Below are 12,153 nucleotides of genomic sequence, written 5' to 3' on the forward strand. Positions count from 1 at the left end.
GGCTTTGTCTGTTATTCGTTAATCCTTGGGTGCTGGTCGACAAGGCGTGAGCGTTTCGCCTGTAGCTCAGCAATTTCCGCATCGATGTCTTCGATTTTCTGTTCAATATTATCGTGATGCTCGCGCAGAATCTCTTTTGCCTCCTGGATATCGGAAGCCGCAGGCGTCGCACCTTTTAATGGGCGATTCGCCGTCTCCTTCATCGTAAGCCCAGTGATCAGACCAATCACCGCAACAACCATCAGATAATAAGCTGGCATCATCAGGTTCTGAGTACTTTCAACCAGCCAGGCGGCCAGTGTCGGGGTCAGACCAGCTACCAGCACCGAAATGTTAAAGGCACTCGCCAGTGCGCTATAACGAATGTGCGTCGGGAACATTGCCGGCAATGTCGATGCCATCACGCCAATGAAACAGTTGAGAATCACGGCCAGCATCAGCAATCCCGCGAAAATCAGCCCCGTCACGTTGCTGTTGATCAAGATAAATGCCGGAATGGACAGCGCAAACAGCGCCACACTCCCAAGAATAATAAACGGACGGCGGCCAAAACGGTCGCTGAGTAAGCCCATCACAGGCTGAACAAACAGCATACCGACCATAATCGCGATAATAATCAGCACGCCGTGGTCTTCTGAATAGTTCAGGTTATGCGACAGATAGCTCGGCATGTACGTCAACAACATGTAATAGGTGACGTTGGTCGCAATCACCATACCGATACAGATCAGCAAACTACGCCAGTGCTTTGTCGCAATCTCTTTGAAGGAGACTTTCGGGCCGTTTTGCAGCCCTTCGCGATCGCCCTGCTCCAGTTTATCCACGTGCTGCTGGAACGCCGGAGTCTCTTCCAGCGCATGGCGCAAATAGAGACCGATTATCCCCAGTGGCAACGCCAGGAAGAAGGGAATACGCCAGCCCCAACTGAGGAAGTTTTCTTCACCAACGACGGTGGAGATAAGCACAACAACGCCCGCACCGATAACGAAGCCCGCTATCGAACCAAAATCAAGCCAACTGCCCAGAAAACCGCGTCGACGGTCCGGGGAGTATTCCGCTACGAAAATCGATGCGCCGGTGTATTCCCCGCCCACTGAAAACCCCTGTGCCATTTTGCACAGCAAGAGCAGGATAGGCGCCCAAATACCAATAGAGGCATACGAGGGAATAAGCCCAATACAGAATGTACTGACGGACATAATCACAATGGTGATAGCGAGGATTTTCTGCCGCCCATATTTATCGCCAAGCATCCCGAAAAACAAACCACCCAGCGGGCGAATCAGGAACGGAACGGAGAAGGTCGCCAGCGCGGCAATCATTTGCACACTGGGGTTGGCATCAGGAAAAAACACTTTACCCAGTGCGTAAGCTACGAACCCATATACGCCAAAATCAAACCATTCCATCGCGTTACCGAGTGAAGCGGCAGTTATTGCTTTTCGCAACTTACCGTCATCAATGATGGTTACATCGCGCAGCGTAATAGGTTTAACTTTCTTCCTTTTTAACATGATGTCCTCTTTTGACTTTCGCCCTGAACCGCGCATTTGATATGCCATACCGGCATTGCGCGTATTAAGCCATACATGCCGACTTACCTTGTTCAAGCGTAGCAGGTTTACTTACACTGGCTGGTTACAGCCTGTACAACCGAACCTGTTGACGCCTGGCAGAGCGTTGTTTAACCGCCTTTTACCCTAACAGGGTTTAAAAACGTGATCAACTTCACACAAAATATCCCTGTGATAACACCCACAATTCTGGCAATCCCCTCCTCTTTCTGTCGGAACTGCGTTTTACTTAACGAGAAAAAACGTTTTTAACTTATAGAATACTCCCGGTTGCTATTTACACTGATATGCCATACCCCCCGTGATTATTATTCTGCTAGCTGTATCCATTCACCTTTTTACAGAAACTATGTAACGCAAAGTTATTTAATTGTTCACATATAAATCTTTACACGGAATATGTGATGAAGATAACTAAAACAGTGTTTTATTTTCATTGAATCAATATTCCAATGATCGCATCATACGTCCAGACACAAAACAGACAAGGATAGCGACGGTGATCTCCGGAAAGGAATAACAGCTCCGGACATTGAAAAAATTCAAACCAGGAAGGTTTAACTCATTGAATAGCATGTTTTTATTTTCTCGGTCATTGCACATGATGAGATATGAGGATTCATAATGAAAATCAAAGCCACCATTGAACGCATCCCCGGTGGGATGATGTTAATACCTTTGCTGCTTGGGGCAATTTTAAATACGCTGGCACCTAACACAGGCGCTTATTTCGGTTCTTTCACCAAGGGTATGATCACAGGTACGGTACCTATTCTTGCCGTTTGGTTTTTCTGTATCGGCGCGTCAATTGATTTACGCGCCACCGGGACCGTCTTACGCAAATCCGGCACGCTGGTACTGACAAAAATCGCCGTTGCCTGGGTAGTGGCAATGATCGCCGCCACCTTTATCCCGGAAGGCGGTATTCAGACCGGTTTCTTCGCCGGTATCTCCGTATTGGCTATTGTTTCCGCGATGGACATGACCAACGGCGGCCTGTATGCCAGCCTGATGAACCAGTACGGCACCAAAGAAGAATCGGGCGCATTCGTGCTGATGTCGCTGGAATCCGGCCCACTGATGACCATGGTCATTCTGGGATCTGCGGGCCTGGCATCCTTCGAACCGCACCACTTTATCGGAGCTGTACTGCCGTTCCTGATTGGCTTTACGCTGGGCAACCTCGACCACGATCTGCGCGCGTTCTTTAGTAAAGCCACACCAGTACTGATCCCGTTCTTCGGCTTCGCGCTGGGTAATACCATCAACCTGAAAGTGATCCTCGATACCGGTCTGCTGGGTATCGTCCTGGGTATCGCGGTTATCATCATCACCGGTATTCCACTGATTATTGCCGATAAAGTCATTGGTGGCGGTAACGGTACGGCAGGTGTCGCTGCCTCATCGGCAGCCGGGGCTGCGGTAGCAAACCCGGTGATCATTGCCCAAATCAACCCGGCGTTTGAACCGGTAGCCGCCTCCGCAACGGCGCTGGTGGCAGCAAGCGTGATTGTAACGGCGATTCTGGTGCCCATCATCACCGCACTGTACGCCAGACGGTTTGGCGACGTGCCTGAAACGACCAAAACGGCAGACAATCCCGCTGCATCGCTCAATCATTAAAAAAAGCCCCCGACGTGACACGCCGGGGGCTTCTCTTTGCCTGTTTATCGCTATGCCCTGCAATTAGCCATCAACATTGGTTAATTGCAGGACACACCTTTTTACTCACCGAAAATCTCGTCCACCATGGCAGTGGCTAAGCGCGATGCCGAACAGAGCCTTGGCATACCTAACGCGACTGTCTGCCAGCTTTGGGTCACCGACCAGCAAATAGGGTGACGATCCGCATCGCACCAGTCACCAAGCCAGCCCAGCAGATCTTTATAATCCATCAGGCCCGGTGTCGCAGGCGTTGTCAGCCACTGGTGATAAAAATGGCGAGTGGCAGGCGCAGCATTAATACCCTGCGCCAGAAAATCAGAGGCCATCGCACGCAGGTTATCTTTCAGCATGGAAGCCACCTCGCTACTCGCCAGGCGGCAGGCGTCGCCAAAAGCGCCCCAGCGTAACTCTTCCAGCGCAACATAGCAGCGCCCCGCCATCGACCAGCCGTTATAATTCCCGGCCCGCCAGCGGGTAAAAATTTGTTCGCTGTGATTTCCCGCCTGTACCGTTAAGCCCCGCTGGCCGAGCGCTTTCTCTTTCCAGCTCGCTCGCTGGCTAAAGTGCTCAATTAACTCATCATATTGCTGCTGGTTGCCCGGTGTGTTGGCGGGACGGCGCTGCTCAGCCTGCTGTAATGAGACCAGACGCTGGGTGATACGCGTCAGCGCAAGATGACCGGGGTCGAGCATACTGGCGAGCTTTTCCGCCAGCCCCAGACGTAACGAGTCATTCTCATTTAAGACACCGGACATGGCCCACGGGCGCAGTTGGGTCTGCGCCATCACTTCCTGGGTCAGTCTTTCACGAAACAACTGCTGTTGGGGCACAATCTGACTCTGGCGAGGCGCATCGGCACCCTGCACTAAATCCACAATGAACTTCGGATGAATGCACTCAAGCGTTCGCCCAGGCCCTTCCAGTAGTCGATTTTTCATAATTACTCTGCTGCGAATAGTGTTTGGATATCATCGCGTAAAAGACGTGCATCTTCCTGAATCCAGTTAGCTGTTTTGATGCAGTGTCGCAGGTGCTGCCGCAATGCTAACACTGACGATTCGTTTTGCTGACGAATCGCCAAACTGTCACGCAAACTATCTTGTAGCCCCGCCAGGCTCAGCGAGAACTCAGCAAAGAACGTCGCCATTCCCGCCGTAACAGAAACATCGACCTGCGCAGCCAAAGCTTTACGAATTTGTTCACAAAAATGAGCAACATGCTGGACGAGCTTGGTATGTAATGACGCCACATCAATGACGTAGCGTGTGCGGGTCACCACGTAATCATCCCATCCCCAGCTCGGATTATTTAACCAACGAGAAACCGTTTCCCGTACGCTTCCGCTACGCGGCGCCTGCCCTGCCGGAGTGTCTTCCGGCGCGATCGCGTTGGTAAAAAGCTGGCGGGTATTAAAATTGAGTGCGCTTGCCTGGAATGCGGGGAAACTGATACGCGCCCGGAAACCCGCGTGGCTGAGCTCTTCTTTAATGCGCATCTCGATCGGGCGCATCGCATCATTGAGAGAGCGGGTCAGGGTATTTTCCAGTTGGTCAAAACGCATCGCCAGTTCGCGGCCGATCTTCTCCTGTGCGGTGACAAAAATCGCTTCGCAGGAGGAGCGCATTTTGCTCAGCACAATCTGCGCCTGCCCTTCATCTTCCAGCACCAGTTGGCCTGGCGAAACTCCCGCCTCAAGACGCAGGTCGGCCTGACTTTCGTTGGCCATTTCCATGATCCTGCCATCACTAAACCAGGCGTTAATGGCTCCAACAATTTCCACTTGCTGGCTATTAATGAAGAGGTCCGCCGCCGCCAGCGCTTCATCCACCTCATGATCAATCTCATCGCTGACGCGCTCCTGACAGCTTTTCAGTAGCGTCATATCTTCTTCAAGGCGGCTGATATTGTGCTCAAGGTTCTCAAACGCAACCGTCAGCCCTTGATAGCGGAAATCAAGATATTCCCGGGCGCTCTGTGCGTAGTTAAGCAATTTATGCGACGCCGAACGCAGGGCATACAGCGACGCGTTGGCGTGCGCAGCATGCAGCAGCTTGCGAATAGGTTGCTCAAACAGCGAATCTTCCCACAACAGATCGGCGGCGTGATGGATATGTTCAACATCATCCAGGTCAGCCATTCTCCAGCGTCGGCCCAGCGCCGCTTCGGCAAAGTCCTGCACCCAACGCTGCTCTTGCGGGTCGGGTAATTTCCCCTGTTGTTTGATTTCATGGCGGGCGCGGTTTGCCAGATAGCCCCACATCGAGGAGACGGGGAAAATCTGCGTCGGATTAATGTAGCCTTTCATTAATGTCCCGGCGATCAGCGCCCGCACCTGTTCTTCGTCATCGCTGTTACGGTCTTTCTGATCGAATTTATTAACCAGCGCATACAGCGGAACGGAGCGCCCAACGGCGGAAATCGCGTGGCGCACCTCTTCATCAGAGATCGACTTAAGCTGGGTGTAATCCATCACCGCCAGCACCGCAGACGCTCGCGCCAGTTGTTCATTGAGCATCTTGTGCAGATGCGGCTGTCCCGCTTCGTTTGGCCCGGGGGTATCGAGCAGCGTCAACTGGCCCAAATCATTTTCAAGGCCCGCCAGGTGAACAAACTCAACTTCAATAACCGGGATATTCTCTATGGAGGCGTAAGCGGAGAAAGGAAAATCAACATCCAGCGCTTTCGACAGGCGCACCAGATCGTTAAGGCTCTTTAAACAATGGAAAATGGGCTGCGCGCCGAGATAATGTTTGTCGAACGCATCCCCTTGTGCGATGCGTTCGAGCAGGGCACTCATGTCTTTATCGATTTCGAGTTTTTGCGCCAGCTTTTCACGGTCATAGGTATAAAGCCGCATCTGGAGTTGCTGGGTCAGCGTATCGATTGGCCCAACATGGGCGAAATGCAGTACAGGCTCTTTCTGGCCCGGCGTGTGGCGGATTAATGTCGGCAGCGCCGTCATCGGACGGTTGCGATTAGGCAAAACCTCAGTGCCCACAATCGCGTTGATCGTGGTCGATTTACCCGCTTTCATCGTCCCGACAATCGCTAACACCATCTCCAGGCGGGTGATTTTCCGTAATTCGTTGTGCAGAGTGGCTTGCTGCGTCTCGATGCCGCGAGCACTAAAATGTAATGGCAGTACATTTGCGTTATCTGCTTTGCCGGAAGCCGCCTCATCAAGCGTTGCAATCGGCAGGGCTTTGAGCGCCTGCAGATTCTGCAAGGAGAGCTGTAACAATCTCTCTGCTTCCTGGCTTAATTCGAAAATTGTCTGTGTGTGCATGATAAAAGTCTTTCCTTAACGCAAATTTCTTACTTTTATTAAGCCGTGATGTTTTATTTGTGAAGTTTCGGCTTTTATAATTACGTGTGGAAAATATCTTATAGAAGATAAATGCCTGATGGGAATCAGGAAAAATGCATTTTCTCGGTAGAGACTGACAGAGCACGCCGTCCCGGACATAAAATGGCTGGGAGATAGAGAGCGTAGCTCATTTTCAAGAACGACCAGGATATATCGTCATTTATTTACCCCCCCAATTTGCGAGGTAATTAACTGTCTTCGGTAGAAGACCCTGCTGATATGACAGTATGCTAATTATTAACACCGGTTGCGTCACCTCACCTTATCTGAATTGGCAATGGGTAGCAATTTCCCGTCGAAAATATTCTAAATATCATACATAAGGGTTTACCCCTAATCAGATTGGCCTAGCATCGCTTAAGCTAATGACAGGGTATGTCACTTCTATCACCTTTTTTATCTTTTTCTGAAAAAAAGAATAGCAACAGTAATTATACGGACATGCTGTATAATCGCGGACTTTTCTGGCATAAACCGCCTTTTTCGCTGGCCTGTTTCCAGCATCATACGTACTTTTTGAGGATACCCCCATGCAACTGCCAAACTGCCCGAAATGCAATTCCGAATACGCTTATGAAGATAATGGCATGTTCATCTGCCCGGAATGCGCCCATGAATGGAATGACAACGAAGCTGCTGCCGAAAGCGATGAACTGATTGTCAAAGATGCCAACGGCAATTTACTGGCCGATGGCGACAGCGTCACTGTCATTAAGGATCTGAAAGTAAAAGGGAGTTCTTCCATGCTGAAAATCGGCACGAAAGTGAAGAATATCCGTCTGGTCGAAGGCGATCATAACATTGACTGCAAAATCGACGGATTTGGCCCAATGAAGTTGAAATCCGAGTTCGTTAAAAAGAACTGATAGCCCTCTTTCGCGCCTGCGGATTAGAACTCGTCTTCCAGTCGACGTTCTTCGTCGTCCAGTTGGCGACGCTCCTGATCGAGCTGGCGCTGCCGGTCATCTAACTGGCGGCGTCGGTCTTCAAGCTGTCTGCGTCGGTCTTCATAGCGTCTGCTCTGCTCGTCACTTCGACGGCGATCGTCATCATACTGCCGATCATCGTCATCACGGCTATCGCTGGGGTGATACGCATCATTAATTGCCCGCTGAATATTGCCGATGGCGTCATCGACAATATCAGCACGGGCAATTTGGCTGGTAAGAGAGAGTGCGCTGATAAACAGCAGGGTTGCGTAACGTTTCATAAAGCCAGTCTCAACAGTGGGCTGGCTTTACGTTAATCAAGCGCTGTTCTCACGAGTAGCGGAGGAATCTCAAACTACGCCGGGTAACAGTTTACAAACCGTAGCGGTCAATAATCTGCCGGTGACGCTGTTCATCCAGCCCGCCTTTAATGGCAACGCCAAGCCAGTGCACCGGATGCGGCCAGTCCCGTGTGAGCGTGAGCAACATACTGTCCACTTCCTGCGGCAGCATCGATAGCGGCGTAGCCAGATTAAAGTACACGCCAGGCAATGGCTCTTGAGGATTTTCGCGGTCGGTTATTTCATAATCGCCTTCGCTACTCACCCATACTTGCCCACCCAACTCGCGCACTTTATTCTCAAACTGACCAAACAGTTCCTCGCCCGGATAAACGCCATCAACAAACCATGATGGGGCATATTCACCCTCTTCAATGATTTCGACAGCGTCATAAAGACCGATAAAATACTCCCGCTCGGCTTCATCTTCCGGAGGGGTATTGAGCAGTTCGACATCAAATACTACGCTGTCGCCTAAATGCTGCTGCGCTTTCGGCCAGGCTGGCTGGAAGACTCTGGCCGTCGCAGGCCCGGTACGCTGAGCAAGGTAGTAAACGTAGTCGTGCTCTTCCCGGAAACGTAGCCGTACCGCTCCCCAGTTTTCTTCAATGGGGCCATCTTCGCTGTCGAATTTCATCCCCAGCTTCGTTCCGGCCTCGCGCACCAGCGCCCACTCCTGCTGAATACTCGCCGAGGTGATCAGATCCCACAGAACATTGTTTGTCTCTTGTTCTTGTTCCTCAAGCATCGCAATAGCGCGCTGAAGACGAGGGATAGCCCGCTCGCTGGCGCGTAGTTTCATTGCCGCGCGGCTCGCCATTAACAGCGGTGCGATCTTAGTGCTGCCTTCTGGCGTCGCAAGCATTGATTCACTCAGAGATTCCAGCGCCGCCCAATCCTCATTGCCAAAGGCTACCTGCATTTCGAACCAGTACGCGACATGGGGAAGCGTCTCGTGATAGTCCTTAGCGAGGGTTAAAACCTCATCGAACCGCCGCGTACGCAACAGCACGCCCAGCAACTCGAACAGAAGAGGAGATTCAGTGTGTGGATGGCGTGACCGCCAGGTTTGCAGCAGCGCGATGGCTTCATCAGCAGCATGGCACGCCTCCAGGGCGGATGACGCCAGCGCAACCAGTTGTTCATTATCAGGCAACTGCATGGCCGCCAGTTTCAGCCACTCCGCTTCCTGTTCAGGGTCACGCGCCTCATTTTGTTTGCTGCGCTCGTCAAGCCAGTCATAAAGCTCATGGGCAGGAACCGGGAGCAGCACCTCTTTTTCCATGCCAGCAACCTCACGTTCAAGATCGGCCAGAACGCTGTCGGCACCCATCTGTTTACGTAAACGTGGCAAACAGGCTTTTGCCTGCCCTAACGCCCGGCGGGCAATCCAGGTCGCATTGCGCGCCAGCGCCAGACGAATATGTACAATTGCGGTATCTATTGCAGCCCGCCAGGCCTGCCGGGCGATACGCTGTTCAAGGATTTGCTGTAATGAGACGCCCGTCTGCCAGTTGTTGTAAGAGGCATCGTGGCGGCAAAGCTGGTCAATAATCCTCACCCAGCGGACGACGCCGCGCGTTTGCAGTTGCTTCCAGTGGATAAGGCTATTGCAGGCATCATCCAGCCGCCCCATACAGGCATAGGCCTCAGCGCGGATCATCATTCGGGTAAGCCGTATCTGTTCGGCGCTGCCTTCCAGTTCGTCCGGCTCGCAGAGGGGTTCAATCACCGCCAGCGCTTCTTCATAGCGCCCCAAATAGATCAATGCTTCGGCTTCGTTTTCCAGCAGGCCAGTGACATCAGGCTCCCCTGCATCACGCACTTTCTTTATCTGCCCCCGAATGTAATCCAGCGCCTGCTGCTTCTCGCCTTTATCGACCATGGCACAGAATTGCTCGTCCGATAAGCACTGGAAGCAGCTCCATAACGGCGTAATCCGCTCCATCGTTTCCTGACACACGGCAATACGTTCATCCGCCCAGCCCGGACCGTCGATATTGCCGTAGCAATCGCTGAGATCCTGCGTCACGCAAACGGATTGCGGGCAATCAATCGCATCCGGCTGATGGGCACGCTCAAAGAAGGTCACCGCATCTCCCAGCGCTGTCTCGCCTTCGCCCATCCCCAGCCGGTGGCGCATCTCCCAGTGGCCGATAAAGACCTCAAGCCAGGGATTGCCGGCCGTTTTCTTAAATGATCGCGCTTCCGGCAGTAACGCTTCGCTCACATCGGGCTTAACGTCACAAATGGCGTTAATCAATTTATTCAAATGATCGGTAATATAGGGTTGGCCTGCAGCGTGAAGATCCCTTTCATATTGGTTATACCATTGCCATATATCCATTTTATTGCTCCCCTTTATTTGCAAGAAATTGCGTCATTATTATCTGGTTAATATTATCCAGCGCCTGATGAAAATCATTGGGTCCCGAGCGTTGTAATTGAAAAGATAAGATGACCTTCATGCTTTTCAATAACTGACAGGCAACGTCAGTGTTTTTCCCGTTTTGCCAGGAAGCAGAAAGCGCCTTGATGGCCGGATTATTAAAATTAATATAGAGCTGTTTATCGGCCTGCTCGCTGATCCGTTGAGTAAACTGCCGTGCCAGCATCAGCGCCGCAGTACTCATGCGTCGGTCGGCGTCATCCTGTTCCAGCCGCTGTTTTAATTCCACTTCGCGATTCGGTACCACCACAAAGGGGAGCACCGCGGGTTCAAATCGTGAAATAACGCACTCTTCATCATCGGCCAGTTGTTCACGCCACCACTGCTCTTCCTGTTGGCTAATTTCATGGCAGGAGAACAAAGACTGGTTGCCGCCCGTGGTGCCAATTTCAATTAACCGCGCTGAATAGAGCGTGGCCCAACGGCGAAGAAACGGTATAACGGCATAACGATGCCCCAGCGCGACGGGGCGGCCAGAGAGGCGAAATAACATCTCTTCGAAAGAACTCTCTTCTCCCGGCATCACCAGTAGCGTATTTTGCTGGCGCAGACTGCGAACCGGAATTTCGCCTTTCGAGGTCGGGATGAGCAAATCATCTTTGAGCAGATCAAACAGCCTTTCGTCGCAGATCGCTGCACCTAACAGCGCTTCATTATGACGAAGCAGCACACGCCGCCAGATAGCCGGCTGGTTTTTCGCCAGCTCACCCAACCCTTTAATTAACCCTTCGGCTAATGCATGCTGGGTGGCGAAATAGGCGTCATCACGTTGTAAATCTTCCCGATTCGCCGTGGGTGTCAGGACGTTGGACTCCACGACGCCACCAACAAAACCGGCCCACAGCGGCAGCAGGTCATGTGCCTGATCGTCGAGCAGCATGCCACGCAAAAAGAGCGACAAATTACGGTTATCGCTGGTGCCATAAGTCGCGCCATCCTGGATCCAGAGAATGCCGACCACATCGCTTTTGCCAGAAGGGGTGATATCGATGGTGCAAATGGGGGTAAAAGTGCGTTCAAAACGGCTGGCGAACTCAATATTCTGCTTCTGCCGAAGCCCCGGATGGAGTACGACCGCCGAGTCGGAGTCACGGCGCCAGGGTGGCGAAAGATGGTTGACCGCCGTCTCCGATTGCCCCACAAACAGCGGTTCACGCATCAACACGCAGTAGCGGCCAAGCAGCGTTTCCAGCAGCGGATTATCCGCCAGGTAGCTGAACTCCTCTTTAAGGTTGAGAGTGACCGTAAAGCCAGGCTCCCTGGGCAGGGCAGATTCGATGCGATACGTCTCGCCGTTATCGGAACGATAAACCCAACCTTCCTGCGGCGTTTTCCAGGACGTGGTATGGACAACAACCTGTTGTGCCAGCACGAAAGAAGATAAGAAACCCAGACCGAACATACCGATGAGGCCGGTATCATCATCCTCCTGGCGCAATTGCCGCGTATAGCCGATGCCGACCGTTGCCAGGAATTCATGGATTTCTTGTTTTGTCAGGCCCGCACCCGAGTCATAAATGGTAATCGTTTTATTCTGCGGGTTGCCGGTAACCCGAATTTCAGGCGTGAAGGAAGAATCAACCTCCTCCAGCCTGCGCCGGACTATCGCATCATGCGCATTCTGTACAAGCTCACGCAACGCAACCATGGGCGTGGAGTAAAGATGTTTACTTAACACCTGCATAAGGCCATGCAGATTTACCGCTGTATCATGCTGCTCAATAGCGACGATCTTATTATCCATAATTTTTTCAGATCTCTGGTTTTTCAATTACATTGCAAACAGGTAAGTATAGGTGCAGCTACAAAAAAATCGCGGCTACATATT

The 12,153-nt window shown here is 51.9% G+C and carries 8 protein-coding genes; 2 read left to right on the forward strand and 6 right to left on the reverse strand.

Annotation, left to right across the window (positions count from 1 at the left end):
* Positions 1 to 11 precede the first annotated feature (11 nt).
* On the reverse strand, positions 12 to 1,514 hold the full coding sequence (gene proP / locus ABIB59_RS20845; RefSeq protein ID WP_039077934.1) for a glycine betaine/L-proline transporter ProP: 1,503 nt from the start codon (positions 1,512 to 1,514) through the stop codon (positions 12 to 14).
* A gap of 684 nt (positions 1,515 to 2,198) precedes the next feature.
* Here proP and kdgT point away from each other — a divergent pair.
* Positions 2,199 to 3,197, forward strand: a complete 999-nt coding sequence (gene kdgT, locus ABIB59_RS20850) for a 2-keto-3-deoxygluconate transporter (RefSeq protein WP_039077858.1) — start codon at positions 2,199 to 2,201, stop codon at positions 3,195 to 3,197.
* A 101-nt stretch (positions 3,198 to 3,298) separates the two neighbouring features.
* Here the strand turns inward: kdgT and ABIB59_RS20855 are convergent, their stop codons facing one another.
* Both ABIB59_RS20855 and crfC read right to left on the reverse strand, forming a co-directional pair.
* Positions 3,299 to 4,177 (reverse strand): diguanylate cyclase regulator RdcB family protein, encoded by an 879-nt coding sequence (locus tag ABIB59_RS20855; protein ID WP_039077859.1) that lies wholly within the window; start codon positions 4,175 to 4,177, stop codon positions 3,299 to 3,301.
* A 2-nt stretch (positions 4,178 to 4,179) separates the two neighbouring features.
* Positions 4,180 to 6,525, reverse strand: coding sequence for a clamp-binding protein CrfC (gene crfC, locus ABIB59_RS20860; protein ID WP_039077860.1), 2,346 nt, complete (start codon positions 6,523 to 6,525; stop codon positions 4,180 to 4,182).
* A gap of 611 nt (positions 6,526 to 7,136) precedes the next feature.
* Here crfC and ABIB59_RS20865 point away from each other — a divergent pair.
* Positions 7,137 to 7,472, forward strand: coding sequence for a zinc ribbon domain-containing protein YjdM (locus tag ABIB59_RS20865; protein ID WP_039077861.1), 336 nt, complete (start codon positions 7,137 to 7,139; stop codon positions 7,470 to 7,472).
* A 23-nt stretch (positions 7,473 to 7,495) separates the two neighbouring features.
* Here the strand turns inward: ABIB59_RS20865 and yjdP are convergent, their stop codons facing one another.
* The 3 genes from yjdP to ABIB59_RS20880 form a co-directional block, all read right to left on the reverse strand.
* Positions 7,496 to 7,816 (reverse strand): DDRRRQL repeat protein YjdP, encoded by a 321-nt coding sequence (gene yjdP / locus ABIB59_RS20870; RefSeq protein ID WP_039077862.1) that lies wholly within the window; start codon positions 7,814 to 7,816, stop codon positions 7,496 to 7,498.
* Positions 7,817 to 7,907: 91 nt separating this feature from the next.
* Complete coding sequence (locus ABIB59_RS20875; RefSeq protein ID WP_354036892.1) at positions 7,908 to 10,223, reverse strand: ATP-binding protein; 2,316 nt, start codon at positions 10,221 to 10,223, stop codon at positions 7,908 to 7,910.
* 1 nt (position 10,224) lies between these two features.
* Positions 10,225 to 12,069, reverse strand: a complete 1,845-nt coding sequence (locus tag ABIB59_RS20880) for an ATP-binding protein (RefSeq protein WP_125125497.1) — start codon at positions 12,067 to 12,069, stop codon at positions 10,225 to 10,227.
* Positions 12,070 to 12,153: the final 84 nt, after the last annotated feature.

This window comes from Citrobacter sp. UYEF32 (genome assembly GCF_040546205.1).
Taxonomy (GTDB): domain Bacteria; phylum Pseudomonadota; class Gammaproteobacteria; order Enterobacterales; family Enterobacteriaceae; genus Phytobacter; species Phytobacter diazotrophicus.